This is a genomic window from Duganella sp. LjRoot269 (assembly GCF_964254095.1).
Taxonomy (GTDB): domain Bacteria; phylum Pseudomonadota; class Gammaproteobacteria; order Burkholderiales; family Burkholderiaceae_D; genus Rugamonas; species Rugamonas hordei.
The window spans coordinates 709,503-724,947 of record NZ_CAXUSL020000001.1 but is presented as its reverse complement, the minus strand read 5'-3'; the positions used below and the strand labels follow the sequence as shown (position 1 = coordinate 724,947).

Genomic DNA, 15,445 nt, shown 5'->3' with positions numbered 1-15,445 from the left:
CCGGCATAATCGGCCGATTGCATTTTTGCATTTGATCCCCATCTAGGGTATCCCCATAGACCAGACTGGCACGTACCATGGCACTGATACCGACCACCATCCTCACCGGCTTCCTCGGCGCCGGCAAGACCACGCTGCTGAACCGCATCCTGCAGGAGCAGCACGGCATGCGCATCGCCGTCATCGAGAACGAGTTCGGGCAGGAAAACATCGACAACGAAATCCTGGTCCAGGATAGCGGCGAACAAATCGTGGAAATGAACAACGGCTGCATCTGCTGCACCGTGCGCGGCGACCTGATCGTCGCCCTGAGCGGCCTGGCGCAGAAGCGCGCGGCCGGCGAACTGCAGTTCGACCGCGTCGTCATCGAGACCACCGGCCTCGCCAATCCCGGCCCGGTGGCGCAGACTTTCTTCGTCGACGAAGAAGTGGGCACTCACTACATGCTGGACGCCGTGGTCACCGTGGTCGACGCCCGCCATGCGATGGACCAGCTGGACCAGCACGATGAAGCCCAGCGCCAGGTCGGTTTCGCCGACAAGATGCTGCTGTCCAAGACCGACCTGGTCAGCGCCGAAGACGTCGCGACCCTGACCGCCCGCCTCAAGCGCATCAACCCGCGCGCGCCGATCAGCAAGGCCGATTTCGGCCGCGCGCCGCTGTCCGAGGTGCTGGACCTGAAGGGCTTCAACCTGAACGACAAACTGGAGCTCGATCCGGACTTCCTGGAAACAGAACAGGCCCATGACGACGATCACGTGCATGATGAGCACTGCGGCCACGATCACGCCCATGGGCACGATCATGCGCACGGCCATAACCACCACCATGCCCACCACAGCGACGATATCGCGGCTTTTGTGTTCAAAAGCACACGCCCGTTCGATACCGCCAAGCTGGACGAGTTCCTCGGCGGCCTGGTGAATGTCTATGGTCCTCGCATGCTGCGCTACAAAGGCGTATTGTTGATGAAAGACGCCGACCGCAAGGTGGTGTTCCAGGGCGTGCACCAGATTATGGGCAGCGACCTGGGCGCCAAATGGGGAGAAAACGACGTTCGTGGCAGCAAAATGGTGTTTATCGGCAAAAATCTGCCGAAAGATATCTTTATTAGTGGTTTGGAACAATGTCTGGTATAAACTATCCGGGTTTTGTGGGGATAGCTAAAAAGCTACAAAACCCGGGCTGATTAATGTGAAAACTCTGTCGTATCGAAGGTAAGCGAAGTTATGACCAAAACTAATAAATCGACCCCCGCCGCCGCCGACCGCATCCTGACCGAAGAAGAAATTCTGAAGATGGATGAAAAGGATTATATGAATCCGGCGCAAATGGCCTTTTTCAAAGCGAAGCTGCAAGCGCTGGAGAAAGAGCTGTTGAAAAACGCAGGCGAAACTACCGAACACCTGCGCGAAACCGTGCTCGTGCCGGACCCGGCCGACCGCGCAACCATCGAAGAGGAACACGCGCTGGAACTGCGCACCCGCGACCGCGAGCGCAAGCTGCTCAAGAAGGTCCAGCAATCGATCGTCGCCATCGACGGCGGCGACTACGGCTGGTGCGAGGAAACCGGCGAACCGATCGGCATTCCACGCCTGATCGCCCGCCCTACCGCGACGCTGTCGCTGGAAGCGCAGCAGCGCCGCGAACTGAAGCAGAAACTGTACGGCGATTAATTCGCCTCGACTTTAAAAAAAGCACGCCGGCCGCGTGCTTTTTTTTACGGCAGCTAACGAGGATCAGCGTGGGACTGTTCTCCATCTTCAAGAAGACCGACGCCGCAAGCGCCGCGGCGACGGTGCAGCCGTCCGACGACGACGAGGCCGCGCGCCTGGCGGCCAACAGCGAAACCGAGCGCCAGCTGCAGCAGGCGCGCCAGCGCGAGATCGCCCGCGCCACCGCGATGAAGATCGACGCCATCGAATCGGCGATGACCTTCGACATCTTCAACGAACCGGAACCGGCCTGGGGCAGCCAGCGCAACCGCCCGCCCAAACAACGCGCCGCCACCGCCGGCGGCCCCGACACCCAGGCCCTGGCCGACATCCCCACCACGCTGCTGCTGCGCGACGAAGACTTGCCGCAACTGGCGGTGGCCGCCGAGACCGCGCCGGTGGTCGAGGAAATCGCCATCCTGTACGCCAACGGCCAGGGCGCCGTGGCCGAGCAGCTGCTGAGCGCGGCGGTGAGCGAGGCCGGCGGCGACCGCACCGTCTGGTGGATGCTGTTCGACCTGTACCAGGTGCAGGGCCAGCAGGAACGCTTCGACAACCTGTCGATCGACTACGCCAGCACCTTCGAAACCTCGCCGCCGTCGTGGAACGCGCCGGCCGTGCTGGCCGCCGCCTCGCCGGAATGGGCCGGCGTGACGCCGACCGAATCGTTTGCCGGCGTGCTGGACGCTCACATCGACCCGCAGCTGGAGCGGCTGCGCCAGCTGTCCGCCGACAACCCGGTGCTGCGGCTGGAATTCGGCCGCGTCACCGCGATCGAGCCGGGCGGCTGCGCGCTGCTGCTCGACACCTTGCGCCAGCTGCAGGCCAGGCAGCGCGAGCTGATCCTGGTGGCGGCGCCGGCGCTGGTCGGCCTGCTGCGCGCCAACATCGCCGTCGGCCGCCGCGACGACACCGAGGCGCCGTGGCTGCTGTTGCTGGAGCTGCTGCAGCTGCTGAACCGCGAAAAGGAATTCGAGCAGATCGGCATGGACTACTGCGTCACCTTCGAAGTGTCGCCGCCCTCGTTCGTGGCGCCGCACAAGGTGGCGACGGCCCCGGTCCAGCACGTTTCCGCCTCGCCGGACCGCTTCATGCTGCCGCCGCAGGTGGAACACCAGCTCGGCCCTTTACTCCCGGCGATACAGCACTATGCTGATCAGTACCAGACGCTGGTGTTCGACTGCTCGCGGCTGACGCGCATCGACTATGCCTGCGCCAACCAGGCCCACGCCTGCCTGCTGGCGCTGCACCAGCAGGGCAAGAAAATCGAATTCCGCGACGTCAACCACCTGGTCACCGCTTTGCTGAGGTTGCTGGGCTACGCCGACATCGCCCGGATTTATCCGCATAAGTACTGAACTTGCAATCCTAGTTTCCAGCCCCACTTTTCAGTCTTGAAGCAGTCCGCGTCATTACTTTGAGGTAACTATGGAACAATTTCACGGCACCACCATCCTGTGCGTGCGTCGCGGCAAGGAAGTCACGCTGGGCGGCGACGGCCAGGTCACGCTGGGCAACATCGTCATGAAGGGCACGGCCCGCAAGGTGCGCAAGGTGTACCAGGGCAAGGTGCTGGTCGGCTTCGCCGGCGGCACCGCCGACGCCTTCACCCTGCTCGACCGTTTCGAAGGCAAGCTGGAAAAACACCAGGGCAACCTGCTGCGCGCCTCGGTCGAGCTGGCCAAGGACTGGCGCACCGACCGCGTGCTGCGCCGGCTGGAGGCGATGCTGCTGGTGGCCGACACCGAATCGACGCTGGTGATCACCGGCAACGGTGACGTGCTGGAGCCGGAGGACGGCATCGGCGCGATCGGCTCGGGTGGCACCTACGCGCAATCGGCGGCCAAGGCGCTGGTGGAAAACACGGAACTGTCGCCGGCGGAAATCGTCAAAAAATCACTGACCATCGCTGGCCAATTGTGCATCTACACCAATCTGAATCACATCATTGAAACTCTGGATCCAGCATGAACATGACTCCGCAGGAAATCGTCGGCGAGCTCGACAAACACGTGGTCGGCCAGGGCAAGGCCAAGAAGGCGGTCGCCATCGCGCTGCGCAACCGCTGGCGGCGTCAGCAAGTGGAAGAGCCGCTGCGCCACGAAATCACGCCGAAGAACATCTTGATGATAGGCCCGACCGGCGTCGGCAAGACCGAGATCGCGCGCCGCCTGGCCAAGCTGGCCGACGCGCCCTTCATCAAGATCGAGGCCACCAAGTTCACCGAGGTCGGCTATGTCGGCCGCGACGTCGACACCATCATCCGCGACCTGATCGACATCGGCGTCAAGCAGACCCGCTCGGCCGAGATGGCCAAGGTGCGCGCGCGCGCCGAGGACGCCGCCGAAGACCGCGTGCTCGACATCCTGCTGCCGCCGGCGCGCGACTTCGGCTTCCACCAGGGCACCGCGGCGGACGCGCCGAAGGAAGGCAAGGATGGCGACAGCACGCGCCAGACCTTCCGCAAGCGCCTGCGCCAGGGCGAGCTGGACGACAAGGAAATCGAGATCGAGCTGGCCGAGAGCGGCCCGCAGATGGAAATCATGGCGCCGCCCGGCATGGAGGAAATGACCGAGCAGATCAAGTCCATGTTCTCCGGCATCGGCGGCAACCGCAGGAAGGCGCGCAAGGTCAAGATCAAGGAAGCGATGAAGGTGCTGCTCGACGAGGAGGCCGCCAAGCTGGTCAACGACGACGAGATGAAGCAGAAGGCGATCCAGAACGTCGAGCAGAACGGCATCGTGTTCCTCGACGAAATCGACAAGATCGCCTCGCGCTCGGAAGTGGGCGGGGCCGACGTCTCGCGCGCCGGCGTGCAGCGCGACCTGCTGCCGCTGGTCGAAGGCACCACCGTCAACACCAAGTACGGCATGATCAAGACCGACCACATCCTGTTCATCGCGTCCGGCGCCTTCCACCTGGCCAAGCCGTCGGACCTGATCCCGGAGCTGCAGGGCCGCTTCCCCATCCGCGTCGAACTGGAATCGCTGTCGATCGCCGATTTCGAGCGTATCCTGACCAGCACCGACGCCTGCCTGACCAAGCAGTACGAGGCGTTGCTGGCGACCGAGAACGTCAAGATCGAGTTCACGCCGGAAGGCATCACGCGGCTGGCGGAAATCGCCTACTCGGTCAACGAGCGCACCGAGAACATCGGCGCGCGCCGCCTGTACACGGTGATGGAAAAGCTGCTGGAGGAACTGTCGTTCACGGCCAGCGAAGACAGCGGCAAGGTCATCGCCATCGACGCTGCGTATGTGAACGCGCGGCTCGATGCGCTGGCGGTCAACGAAGACCTGTCGCGCTATGTGCTGTAACCAAGTGTTGTAAAGGAGTTTGGCGATGGCAAACAAGGCACTGTCGACCCGCCAGAAGATGACGATACGGGTGGAACCGTCGCAGAAGCCGCCGCGCAATCCGGTCGCGGTGGCGGCCAAGGCGCGCGCCGGCGGCGCCGGCCCGCACGCCAAGCCGCAATCGACGGGCCGGCAGGCGGCCAAGCGCCTGCTGGCCAGGATCAACCTGAAGCCGGATCCGGAAGAGCGGTAGCCGTCAGCGGGCGCCGGTGGTGGCGCCCGCGCTCGGGTTAATTCGTCAGAAGTTGTAGCCGACGCCGAACGAGACCATGTCGACGTGGGTTTTGTCGTTGGCGCCCAGCTTGACCGGCGTGCGGCGCCAGTCGACGTTCACCGACCAATTCTTGTCCACCGCGTAGGACAGCCCCAGGCCGTAAGTCAGGCCGAAACGGTTGTGGCGCACGCTGCCCGCCGCGCCGTAGTTGTTCAGCGTGAAGGCGTCCGCGTACTGGACGCTGCTGCGCGCCATGCTCAAGCCTGCCCTGCTGACCAGCGACAGCCTGTCGCTCAGCTTCAGCCGCGATGCGTAGTCCAGCGCCAGTCCATACACCTTGCTTTTGGCCGGCAGATGACCGCCATCCGGCGACGACTGCACCACGCTGCGGACATTGCCGAATTCAAAAGTGCTCAGCTCCACCGAGTTGCTGTTGTCCTTGCCGAATACGACGTTCGAACCGAAGGTGTAGCCCCCATAAAGCCGGCCGCTGCGGCCGGCGATGTCGTCGCAGCCTATGCCATTCCAGCATTCCAGTTTGTACTTGGTGTGGATGCCGAGGTCGGCGCCCACGTAGTAAGGGGACAACTCCTCGGCGCCGGCGCAGCTGCCGGCGGCCAGGGCCACACCGATCAATGCGCCGCACAGACTTTTGAATATTGGGGACATGGTTTTCCTTGGGGATGAGTGAACGTGGCGCAGTGTCCCCCACTTCGGCGCGATGTACTACCTGATTATTCCAAGCCGTGCTTTTCACGCTGGCGGGTACCGTGTTACGATACCTTTTGTTTTTTTACCAAGGCAAGCCATGAGTTCACCGGAATTGCTGCTGCAAGTGCTGCGGACCCAGATGCGGGCCGCCGGCGTCACCTACAAAATGCTGGCCGGGCGCATCGCGATGAGCGAATCGAGCGTCAAGCGCATGTTCGGCCAGCAGGACATGTCGCTGTCGCGCCTGGCGCAGATCTGCAAGGCGGCCGGCGTGGCGATGGAGGACGTGCTGCGCGGCGCCGCCGACGCCACGCCTCAGGCCGACGCGCTGACCCTGACGCAGGAAAAAGCCCTGCTGGCGCAACCGCACCTGCTGCTGATGGCGATCTGCTGCCTGGGCCACTGGACCATGGAACAGGTGCTGGAAACCTACCAGCTGAGCGAGCCGGAATGCATCATGCTGCTGGCCGAGCTGGACCGCCTGGGCGTGATCGAACTGAAGCCGCTGAACCGCTACCGGCTGCGCGTGTCGAACGCCTTCCGCTGGCTGCCGGACGGCCCGGTGCAGCAATTCTTCCGCGAGCACGCGGTGGCCGACTACTTTAACGGCAGCTTCGACGGCGCCGGCGAAACGCTGCTGTGCCTGCCGGCGCGGCTGTCGCTGCCCAGCGCCGAGGAACTGGTCGGCCGCATCCAGCAGCTGGCCGGCGAACTGGCGCGGCTGCACCAGGGCGACCGCAAGCTGGCGCCGCACGAACGCGACGGCTTCACCCTGCTGGTCGGCTTCCGCTCGTGGGAATTCGCCGCCTTCACGGCGCTGCGCCGGGCGCAGACGCCGCCGGCAAAAGCTACCAGATAGGCCCGAGGAACAGATAGGCGCTGCTGTTGCCGCCCTTGGTGGTGCCGGCGCCGAAGTACAGCGGGCCGAAGCGGGTATCGACCGCGACGAAGCCGCTGGCCGCCTGGTGCAGCGAACCCCAGCGCAGCGGATCCTTGGGCCCGTAGGCGCCGCCCGCCTCCAGCGAAAAGCCCAGCCGCACGTCGCCGCCCAGCGCGGCCGGCATCGCGCCTATGCTGCGCGCCATCACCACCCGGCCCAGCACGATGCGGCTGCCGATGATGGATTCCGGCGGCGAGCCGGACAGGCGCAGGAAGCCGCCCAGCGTGTTGTTCCCGGCGGCGGCGCCCTGGCTGCGCGCCCACTCGGCATACACGTGTCCCGCCCAGCGGTCGACGTGGAAGGCCTGCAGCCCCTGCACGCTCTGGCGCGTCGGCACCGCGCCGGCCTCGCCGCTGTGCAGCACGCGCTGCCACTCCAGGTCGAACAGGGTGCCGCGCGTCGGGAAGGCCACCGTATCGAGGCTGTCGACATCGAACGACAGCGTCTGCACCGTGTGGATCTCGCTCGCCTCGGTGCGCACTTCCGGGATGGTCTGGTGAGCGCTCTGCTTTTCCCGCGAGACGCGGTAGCGCAGGTCGCCCCAGTGTCCCAGCTGGCGGCCCAGCGACACGCTGCCCGACTGGTAGTTGTAGCCATAGCGCGCCTGCTTGAAGCCCGACGCGTTGAAAAGATCGACGGAGGCCGAACCGTATTCCAGCTCCGGCGCCACGTACCACTGCGACCCGGCGCCCAGCGGCTGCCAGAACTGCGTGCCCAGCACCCGCTCGGTACCGACACGGCCGACGGTGCGCAGCTCCGCGCCCCAGTCGTTCAGCGACGACAGCACATGCATCACCTTCAGTTCGAAGGAATTGTTCTCGCTGAAGTCGCTGGTCAGCTCCAGGCCCACGCGCAGGCGGCTGCGCGCCCAATCGGCCTCGGTCGGCTTGATCAGCACGCTGCGGCCGTCCTTGTCGTCGCGGATCTCGGTCTCCACGCGCGCCAGGTCGCCCCGTCCGAACAGCTCGTTGCCGGCGCGCTGAGCCTCTTCGCTGGTGACCATCTGCCCCACCTTCAGGCCGGACTGCACCGCCAGCGCCTCCGGATTGATGCGGCCGCTGGGCGCCACCTCCAGCTTGACCAGCTTGACCGGCTGGTCGATCGGCACCGGCGCCGACAGGCGCCGCACCTCGTACGACGCATACAGCGCTTCCGGCAAGGCCAGCTTGACCAGCTGCTCGCTCATCGAACGCACCGCCGCCTCGCCGGCTTTCATCGCGCGGTCGTAGCGGCCGAAATCGAGGAAGCCGATGCCGCCCAGGTCCGGCGCCAGCAGGATGTCGTTGGGGCGCAGCTCCTTGAGCGAGCGCTGGACGTTCTGCTCGGTCAGGATCTGCAGCATCTGCTGCGCCACGCTGACCGCGCTGACCAATTCCTTTTCCTGCGCCAGCGGCGTGCCGACGTTGACGGCGATGATGATGTCGGCGCCCATTTCGCGCGCCACGTCCACCGGCAGGTTGCGTACCAGGCCGCCGTCCACCAGCAGGCGCTGGTTGACGCGCACCGGCGCAAACACGCCCGGCACCGCCAGCGACGCGCGCATCGCCAGGAACAGCGGGGTGTCGTTCAGTTCCACCAGCTCGCCCGTCACCAGGTCGGAGGCGACGGAGCGGAACGGCAGCTGCAACTGGTTGACCGGCTTGTCGCGCGCGCCGTGCGGCAGCACGCGGCTCAGCGCCAGTTCCAGCGCCTCGTTGCCGGCGGCGGCCGGCGGCAGCGAGACGCCATCGAGCGTGGCGCCGAATTCGATCCGCGACGGCAGCAGCAGGTCCTCCTCGCGGCGGCGGTACACCAGCTCGTCGCGCGGCGGACGGTCCGCCACCACGGCGTTCCAGTCGGTGCGGCGCACCAGCTGCTCGAGCTGGTCGACCGAGCTGCCGGCGGCATAGGCGCCGCCGACCACCGCGCCCATGCTGGTGCCGACCACGAAGTCGACCGGCACCCGCAGTTCCTGCAAGGCGCGCAGCACGCCGATGTGGGCGAAGCCGCGCGCGCCGCCGCCGGACAGCACCAGCGCCACCTTCGGCCGCGCCTTGATTGCTGCGTCGGGCGCAACGGAGGTGGCGGTTTGTGCGCCTGCGGGACCGCAAAACGCGGCCGCCAAGAAAAAGCCGCAGCAAACTGCTGCGGCCAGGGTACGGGTGATAGCTATACGAGCCATACGGTTTCCTGTCATTGTCGGTCGGGGCCGGGGGAGACGGTGGTGGACGATACGCTGGAGCGCGGCGGCGGTTGCTGCGAGGTGCCGGGCATCGGCTGCGTGCTCGGCGTCGGCACCGGCGGCGCGATTTGCGGCAGCGGCGGCTGGTTCGGCCCCGGCAGCAGCGATTGCTGCGGCGGCACGCCGGTCTGCTGCGGCGCCATGCCCGGCGTGCTGCCGACGCCGGCGTCGCTGGCCAGTTCGATGCGCTTGATCGCGCCGCCTTCGGACAGCAGCACGTATTTCGGATGGACTTCCTTGACCGTCACGCCCGGCACCACTTCGCGGCCGACACCCAGCGCCAGCGGCGGCTGGCCGTCGACCACGATGATGGCGGCGCTGTCGTTGCCGCGCGCGGCCACCACGCCCCTGAGCTGGTAGTTGCTGACGGCGGCGACGGTGATCTGGCCGCCGAACAGGCCCTTGGCCGCCTCGATGTTCAGCGGCGCGGCGGCCTGCACCGGCGGCGCGGCGATCGCGCGCTGCTGCGGCTTGAACAACTGCAGTCCCCAATAGGCCAGCGATGCCGACAGCAGCACCACGGCGAGTACGGTTACGAACAAGGGCAAACGCTTCATAATTTCCTTCTAGTTCTTCTGTCAGCGGACCAGTTGATTGATTTCGATGATAGGCATCAGCACGGCCAGCACGATCAGCAGCACCACCACGCCCATCGCCAGGATCAGCGCCGGTTCCAGCAGGCCGGCGATGGTCAGCGTGCGGCGTTCCAGGTCCGCTTCCTGCGCGGCGGCGGCGCGGTCCAGCATGGCCGGCAGCTCGCCGGTGATCTCGCCGGCGCGTATCATGTGGATCAGCATCGGCGGAAAGTGCTTTTGCGCCGACAGCGAACGCGCCAGGCTGACGCCTTCGCGCACGGCGTCGCTGGCCTCTTCCACCAGCTCCTGCATGGCGACGTTGGACAGCGTGTCGCGGCTGGTCTCCAGCGCGCGCAGGATGGGCACGCCGGAACCGGTGGTGATCGCCAGCGTGCTGGCGAAGCGCGCCGTGTTCAGGCTGCGCTCGAACTTGCCGTACAGCGGCGCGGTCAGCAGCCAGGTGTGCCAGCGCCGCTTCAGCGCGGGATTTTGCAGGGCCCGGCGCCACATGAACCAGGCGCCGACCAGCGCGATCGCCACCACGATGCCGTAGCTGCGCACGAAGTCCGAGACGGCCAGCATGATGACGGTCAGGATGGGCAGCTTCTGCTTGGTGTTGGCGAACACCGAGACGATCTGCGGCACCACATAAGTCAGCAGGAAGATCACGATGGAGAACGCCACCACCGTGACGATGGCCGGATAGGTGAACGCCAGCCGCACCTTCTGGATCAGCGCGTTGCGCCGCTCGATGTAGTCGGCAAGGCGCGACAGCACGCGCGACAGCTGGCCGATCTGTTCGCCGGAAGCGACCAGCGCGCGGTAGATCTCGGCGAAGTCGCGCGGATGGCGGCCCAGCACATCGGACAGCGAGGCGCCGCCTATCACTTCCGAGCGGATCGAGGCGATCAGGTCGCGCATGTACGGGCGTTCGGCCTGCTCCAGCAAGGCGGTGAAGGCCTGCTCCAGCGGCAGGCCCGCCTCCAGCAGGCTGGCCAGCTGGCGCGTGAACAAAGCCAGCTCGGTGGCGGACAGGCGCTCGCCGAAGCCGCGGCTCTTGGCCACGCCGGCGGCGTCCACCTGCGCGGCGATGGCGTCGACCTTCAGCGGCACCAGCCCCTGCGTGCGCAGCTCGGAACGGGCCGAGCGCGCGCTGTCGGCATTGAGCACGCCTTTTTTGGTGGCGCCGCCGGCATCGACGGCTTCATAACGGAATGCGGGCATCGTCGTTCGCCTAGTCTTTGGTCACGCGCAGCAGTTCGGCCTGCGTGGTGATGCCGGCGGCCAGCCAGCGCTCGCCGTCCTCGCGCATGGTCTGCATGCCGTCGGCCAGCGCCGCCGTCTTCACTTCCGCCTCCGAGGCGCGGTTGTGGATCTGCGCGCGGATCTGCTCCGTGGTCTGCAGGAATTCGTACACGCCGACACGGCCCTGGTAGCCGGTATGGCCGCAATGCTCGCAGCCCACCGCGTGCCACTGCTGGCCGTCAAAGGTCTTGCAGCTACCGCACAGCTTGCGCACCAGGCGCTGCGCCAGCACGCCGAGCAGCGACGACGACAGCAGGAACGGTTCGATGCCCATGTCCAGCAGACGGGTGACGGCGGCGGCGGCGTCGTTGGTGTGCAAGGTCGCCAGCACCAGGTGGCCGGTCAGCGAGGCCTGCACCGCGATCTGCGCGGTTTCCAGGTCGCGGATCTCGCCGATCATGATGACGTCCGGGTCCTGGCGCAGGATCGCGCGCAGCGCCTTGGCAAAGGTCATGTCGATGCGCGGGTTGACCTGGGTCTGGCCGACGCCGTTCAAGTCGTACTCGATCGGGTCTTCCACCGTCATGATGTTGGTGGTGGCCGCGTTCAGCAGCGACAGCGCGGCATACAGCGTGGTGGTCTTGCCGGAGCCGGTCGGGCCGGTCACCAGCACGATGCCGTGCGGCTGGTTGATCAGCGCGTCGAACTTGGGCAGCATCTGCTCGCTCATGCCCAGGTGGTTCAAGTCCAGTCGTCCCGCTTCCTTGTCCAGCAAGCGCAGCACGGCGCGTTCGCCGTGACCGGTCGGCAGCGTCGAGACGCGCACGTCGACCGGCTTGCCGCCGATGCGCAGCGTGATGCGGCCGTCCTGCGGCAGGCGCTTTTCGGCGATGTCCAGCTGCGCCATGATCTTGATACGCGAGATCAGCGATCCGTGGATGGCCTTGCGCGGACGGACGATGTCGCGCAGAGAGCCGTCGACGCGGAAGCGCACCACCGAGGTCTGTTCGAACGGCTCGATGTGGATGTCCGAGGCGCTGTCGCGCAGCGCCTGGGTCAGCAGTGCGTTGATCATGCGGATCACCGGCGCGTCGTCGGACGATTCCAGCAGGTCCTCGATAGCCGGCACGTCCTGCAGCAGCTTGGTCAGGTCCAGGTCGGCGTCGAACTCCTCGGCCACCATCGAGGCGTTGCCGCCCGAGCTGGCGTAGGCCGCGGCGATGGCCGTCTCGAGGTCGGCGCGCGTCATGTTTTTCAGCTGGACGCGGCCGAAGCGGCGCGACACTTCGGCGATCGCCGCCGGCGCCGTGGCGCCGCACACCATCACGTCGACCGTATTCTCGGCCTGGTCGCTCTGCTGCGCCAGCACCACGAAGTCGCGGGCGAAGGCATAGGGAAGAAGGTTGCTCATCTCAGTTGCTCATCACTGCTGCGGCTTGACCGGCTCGGCCAACCCTGGCGTCTTGCCCGGCACCGGCGCCGGCGGAATCGGCCGCGCCACCGTGCCGCCCGACAGCTGGCCGTTGACCACCGTCGGCAGCTGCGGCTGGCCCAGGTCGCGCACCAGGATGTTGTCCGGCGGCTGGATGCCATCCTGCTGGCCGCGCATGTAGTCGTAGCGGTCGGTCGCCAGCGAGGTGCTCTGCTCCTTGTTGCGGATCACCACCGGGCGCAGGAACACCATCAGGTTGGTCTTCTTGCGGCTGCGGGTCTGGTACTTGAACAGGTTGCCCAGTATCGGAATGTCGCCCAGGCCGCGCACCTTTTCCACGCCGTCGCCTTCGGTGTCTTCGATCAGGCCGCCCAGCACGATGATCTGGCCGTCGTCGGCGATGACGTTGTTCTCGATCACCCGCGTGTTCAGCGTGATGCCGGCGGTCGCCGCCAGCGACGATTTGTCGACGCTGGAGGTCTCGTGGTAGATCGCCATCTTGATCGTGCCGCCTTCGGAAATCTGCGGACGCACCTTCAGCGTCAGCCCCACGTCCTTGCGGTCGATGGTCTGGAACGGATTGCTGTTGGTGCCGGACGTGGTGGTGAACTGGCCGGTCAGGATAGGCACGTTCTGGCCGACGCGGATAGTCGCCAGTTCGTTGTCGAGGGTGATCATGTTCGGCGTCGACAGGATGTTGGCGTTGCCGTCGGTTTCCAGCGAGTGCGCCAGCGCGCCCAGGCCCAGGCCGCCGGCGACCTGCTTGAACACGCCGATCGACAGGCCGGAGCCGGGCAGCGTCGGCGCGGTGGTGGTGGTGCCGCTGGATGCGCCCAGCAGCCCGGTGGCCAGCGTGCCGATATTGTTGTTGGTGCCGGAGGCGTAGGACTGCAGGCCGCCCACGCGATACGTGCTGTTGGCGTTGCCGGTGGCGCCGACCCACTGCACGCCGAATTCCGAGGCCTTGTCGGACGTGACTTCGACGATCAGCGATTCGATGTAGACCTGCGCGCGGCGCACGTCCAGCTGGTCGATCACGGCGCGCAGGTTGCGGTACACCGATTCGGGCGCGGTGATGATCAGCGTGTTGGTGGTGGCGTCGGCCTGGATGAAGCCGGCCGAACCGCCGCCGCCCTGCTGCTGCGAATTGGAGCCGGTCAGCAGCGGATTGCTCGGGCCGCCGCCGGCGCCGGCGCCGCTGCTGCCCGACAGGCCGCCCTGTCCACCGGTGTTGCTGCTTTGGCCGCCGAGGCCGCCCTGGCCCTGCTGGCCGGTGGCGCCGGCGGCGGTGCCGATGGTGCTGGCGGACGAGCTGTCGCCGGACATCACGGAGCGCAGCGTCTGCGCCAGCTTGGCCGCTTCGGCGTTCTTCAGGTAGACCACGTGCACGTTGCCCAGTTCCTGGGTCGGCTGGTCCAGCTTGGAGATCAGCGACTTGGCCAGGTTGGAGCGCGCCGCCGACGGCGCGCGCAGCACCAGCGAGTTGGTGCGCGGATCGGCCAGCACGCTGACCTTGCTGGCGTCGCCGCCGCCGGCACCGGCGCCGGAGTCCATCAGCTTGTTGACCATCGTCGCCAGGTCGCTGGCGATGGCGTAGCGCACCGGGATCACGTCGACGTCGGCCACGGCCGGCATGTCGAGCGCGGCGACGATTTTCGCCAGCCGCTTCAGGTTGTCGGCATAGTCGGTGACGACCACGCTGTTGTTGCCCGGGTTGGCGTTGATGGTGTTGTTCGGCGAGATCAGCGGCCGCAACACGGTGACCACGTTGGCGGCCGATTCGTAATTCAGGTGGAAGATCTGGCTGATGATCTGGTCGCCCTTGATCGCGGTCGGCGCCGAGCCCACCTGGGTCGGCCCGGACTGCAGCTTGGCGTCCGCTTCCGGCACCACCTTGGCGTAGCCGTCGCCGCTGACGACGGCGTAGCCTTGCAGGCGCAGCGCGGAGGTCAGCAGGCTGAAGGCTTGCGACTTGGTCACCGGTTTTTCCGACACCACCGTCAGCGTGCCCTTGACGCGCGGGTCGATGACGAAGGTGATGTTGGTGTAGTGGCCGACGGCCTTGATCACCGATTCGATGTCGGCGCCGACAAAGTTCAGCGCGGCGTCATCGGCCGCGGCCAGCGCCGGTACCGGCAGCAGGAAAGCCGTGGCGGGCACGACGCCCATGGCGCAACACAGCATCGCACCCGCGCTCAGGCGGCGCAGCGCGGGAAGATTGGTTTTGTTCACGGACTGTTTTTTCATTATCTGAGCTTTTATCAATGGAACTCTAATGCGATGACGTTGCGATCACTACCCGGTTTGCGCTGGCCCAGCAGATTCAACAGATTGGCCAGCTGCTCTTCGTATCCTTTTGCTGCCTCGGCCTGCCCGGAAAACTGCAGGCGGCCGTTGTTCAAATTGCCGGAGCCGCTCAGCAACAACGGCCCCTTGACGGAATTCAGCGTCAGCGCAGCAGCCTGGCCGTGCCAGTCCAGCGCCAGCGCATAACTGCCCAGCGGCCGGATCGCCGACAGGCGCGAGCCCATGTCGGTCATCTCCAGCGTGGTGCGGCCGTTGATGGCGACCTGACGGTCCGTCAGCACCAGCTCCAGCGCGGTCCACGACAGGCGCATGACGCCGCTGGGCGCCAGCGTATTCAGCGGCGCCCCCAGGCCGGCCAGGCCTTCCGCCGGCAGCAGCAGCGCCGACGGGCTCAATTGCCATTGCGACCAGCTGCCCTTGAACGTCACCGGCTGCGCCAGCGCCTCGCTGTTCTCCAGCTGCAGGTCGACCATGCCGACCAGCGCCAGCGGCGAGATCTTCCAGCTGAAGCGTCCAGGCAGCAGCGGCGTGACCGGGCTGTTGCCGCTGGCCGCGCCGCCGATAAAGGCCGAGCCGCGCCACAGCGTACCTTGCGCATCCCCCAGCGTCAAACGGCCGCCTGAACGCTGCTCGACCAGCGCCCCCAGCCATGCTGCCGGAAAGAACACCGCCAGCGTCAGCGCCACCGTCAGCGCGACGGTCAGCAACCATAGCACGGCGCGCTTCATG

General features: G+C 66.3%; 14 protein-coding genes. 7 read left to right on the top strand and 7 right to left on the bottom strand.

The window, feature by feature from the left end; all coding sequences use genetic code 11:
• Positions 1-77: 77 nt before the first annotated feature.
• From ACSQ3S_RS03145 to ACSQ3S_RS03120, 6 genes are all read left to right on the top strand, one after another.
• Positions 78-1,139 (top strand): CobW family GTP-binding protein, encoded by a 1,062-nt coding sequence (locus ACSQ3S_RS03145; protein ID WP_436141560.1) that lies wholly within the window; start codon positions 78-80, stop codon positions 1,137-1,139.
• A 90-nt stretch (positions 1,140-1,229) separates the two neighbouring features.
• Positions 1,230-1,676, top strand: a complete 447-nt coding sequence (gene dksA, locus ACSQ3S_RS03140) for an RNA polymerase-binding protein DksA (RefSeq protein ID WP_008443997.1) — start codon at positions 1,230-1,232, stop codon at positions 1,674-1,676.
• A 68-nt stretch (positions 1,677-1,744) separates the two neighbouring features.
• Positions 1,745-3,073 carry an STAS domain-containing protein gene (locus tag ACSQ3S_RS03135; RefSeq protein ID WP_436141559.1) on the top strand — a complete coding sequence of 443 codons (1,329 nt, stop codon included), beginning with the start codon at positions 1,745-1,747 and terminating at the stop codon, positions 3,071-3,073.
• A 70-nt stretch (positions 3,074-3,143) separates the two neighbouring features.
• Entirely contained in the window at positions 3,144-3,686 is a 543-nt protein-coding gene (hslV, locus tag ACSQ3S_RS03130) for an ATP-dependent protease subunit HslV (RefSeq protein WP_436141558.1), read from the top strand.
• On the top strand, positions 3,683-5,032 hold the full coding sequence (hslU, locus tag ACSQ3S_RS03125; RefSeq protein ID WP_353403919.1) for an ATP-dependent protease ATPase subunit HslU: 1,350 nt from the start codon (positions 3,683-3,685) through the stop codon (positions 5,030-5,032). Before hslV ends, hslU begins: the two co-directional genes overlap by 4 nt.
• A gap of 25 nt (positions 5,033-5,057) precedes the next feature.
• On the top strand, positions 5,058-5,264 hold the full coding sequence (locus tag ACSQ3S_RS03120; protein ID WP_436141557.1) for a hypothetical protein: 207 nt from the start codon (positions 5,058-5,060) through the stop codon (positions 5,262-5,264).
• A gap of 45 nt (positions 5,265-5,309) precedes the next feature.
• Here ACSQ3S_RS03120 and ACSQ3S_RS03115 read toward each other — a convergent pair whose 3' ends face one another.
• Entirely contained in the window at positions 5,310-5,954 is a 645-nt protein-coding gene (locus ACSQ3S_RS03115) for an outer membrane beta-barrel protein (protein WP_436141556.1), read from the bottom strand.
• Between the two features lie 139 nt (positions 5,955-6,093).
• On the opposite strand from ACSQ3S_RS03115, the gene ACSQ3S_RS03110 reads away from it, so the two are divergent.
• Complete coding sequence (locus tag ACSQ3S_RS03110) at positions 6,094-6,855, top strand: helix-turn-helix domain-containing protein (RefSeq protein ID WP_436141555.1); 762 nt, start codon at positions 6,094-6,096, stop codon at positions 6,853-6,855.
• On the opposite strand, the gene ACSQ3S_RS03105 is transcribed toward ACSQ3S_RS03110, so the two are convergent.
• From ACSQ3S_RS03105 to gspN, 6 genes are read right to left on the bottom strand one after another with little or no spacing between them, the layout of a single operon-like run.
• Positions 6,845-9,097: a patatin-like phospholipase family protein gene (locus ACSQ3S_RS03105; protein ID WP_413448357.1), complete on the bottom strand. Its 2,253-nt coding sequence runs from the start codon at positions 9,095-9,097 to the stop codon at positions 6,845-6,847. The two genes, ACSQ3S_RS03110 and ACSQ3S_RS03105, sit on opposite strands and share 11 nt — an antisense overlap.
• An 11-nt stretch (positions 9,098-9,108) precedes the next feature.
• Positions 9,109-9,714 carry a type II secretion system protein N gene (locus tag ACSQ3S_RS03100; protein WP_176652964.1) on the bottom strand — a complete coding sequence of 202 codons (606 nt, stop codon included), beginning with the start codon at positions 9,712-9,714 and terminating at the stop codon, positions 9,109-9,111.
• A 21-nt stretch (positions 9,715-9,735) separates the two neighbouring features.
• Complete coding sequence (gene gspF, locus ACSQ3S_RS03095; RefSeq protein ID WP_176652965.1) at positions 9,736-10,956, bottom strand: type II secretion system inner membrane protein GspF; 1,221 nt, start codon at positions 10,954-10,956, stop codon at positions 9,736-9,738.
• Between the two features lie 10 nt (positions 10,957-10,966).
• Positions 10,967-12,388: a type II secretion system ATPase GspE gene (gspE, locus tag ACSQ3S_RS03090; RefSeq protein ID WP_176652966.1), complete on the bottom strand. Its 1,422-nt coding sequence runs from the start codon at positions 12,386-12,388 to the stop codon at positions 10,967-10,969.
• Positions 12,389-12,400: 12 nt separating this feature from the next.
• Entirely contained in the window at positions 12,401-14,656 is a 2,256-nt protein-coding gene (gene gspD, locus ACSQ3S_RS03085; RefSeq protein ID WP_436141554.1) for a type II secretion system secretin GspD, read from the bottom strand.
• A gap of 14 nt (positions 14,657-14,670) precedes the next feature.
• The gene (gene gspN, locus ACSQ3S_RS03080) at positions 14,671-15,444 is read right to left on the bottom strand and encodes a type II secretion system protein N (protein WP_436141553.1); all 774 of its coding nucleotides are present in this window, start codon (positions 15,442-15,444) and stop codon (positions 14,671-14,673) included.
• Position 15,445 lies beyond the last annotated feature (1 nt).

What these genes read in the sequence shown, in the direction of transcription:
- ACSQ3S_RS03145 (WP_436141560.1), top strand. Translation starts at nt 78, where the DNA reads ATGGCACTGATACCGACCACCATCCTCACCGGCTTCCTCGGCGCCGGC.
- dksA (WP_008443997.1), top strand. Translation starts at nt 1,230, where the DNA reads ATGACCAAAACTAATAAATCGACCCCCGCCGCCGCCGACCGCATCCTG.
- hslV (WP_436141558.1), top strand. Translation starts at nt 3,144, where the DNA reads ATGGAACAATTTCACGGCACCACCATCCTGTGCGTGCGTCGCGGCAAG.
- hslU (WP_353403919.1), top strand. Translation starts at nt 3,683, where the DNA reads ATGAACATGACTCCGCAGGAAATCGTCGGCGAGCTCGACAAACACGTG.
- ACSQ3S_RS03120 (WP_436141557.1), top strand. Translation starts at nt 5,058, where the DNA reads ATGGCAAACAAGGCACTGTCGACCCGCCAGAAGATGACGATACGGGTG.
- ACSQ3S_RS03115 (WP_436141556.1), bottom strand. Translation starts at nt 5,954, where the DNA reads ATGTCCCCAATATTCAAAAGTCTGTGCGGCGCATTGATCGGTGTGGCC.
- ACSQ3S_RS03110 (WP_436141555.1), top strand. Translation starts at nt 6,094, where the DNA reads ATGAGTTCACCGGAATTGCTGCTGCAAGTGCTGCGGACCCAGATGCGG.
- ACSQ3S_RS03105 (WP_413448357.1), bottom strand. Translation starts at nt 9,097, where the DNA reads ATGGCTCGTATAGCTATCACCCGTACCCTGGCCGCAGCAGTTTGCTGC.
- ACSQ3S_RS03100 (WP_176652964.1), bottom strand. Translation starts at nt 9,714, where the DNA reads ATGAAGCGTTTGCCCTTGTTCGTAACCGTACTCGCCGTGGTGCTGCTG.
- gspF (WP_176652965.1), bottom strand. Translation starts at nt 10,956, where the DNA reads ATGCCCGCATTCCGTTATGAAGCCGTCGATGCCGGCGGCGCCACCAAA.
- gspE (WP_176652966.1), bottom strand. Translation starts at nt 12,388, where the DNA reads ATGAGCAACCTTCTTCCCTATGCCTTCGCCCGCGACTTCGTGGTGCTG.
- gspD (WP_436141554.1), bottom strand. Translation starts at nt 14,656, where the DNA reads ATGAAAAAACAGTCCGTGAACAAAACCAATCTTCCCGCGCTGCGCCGC.
- gspN (WP_436141553.1), bottom strand. Translation starts at nt 15,444, where the DNA reads ATGAAGCGCGCCGTGCTATGGTTGCTGACCGTCGCGCTGACGGTGGCG.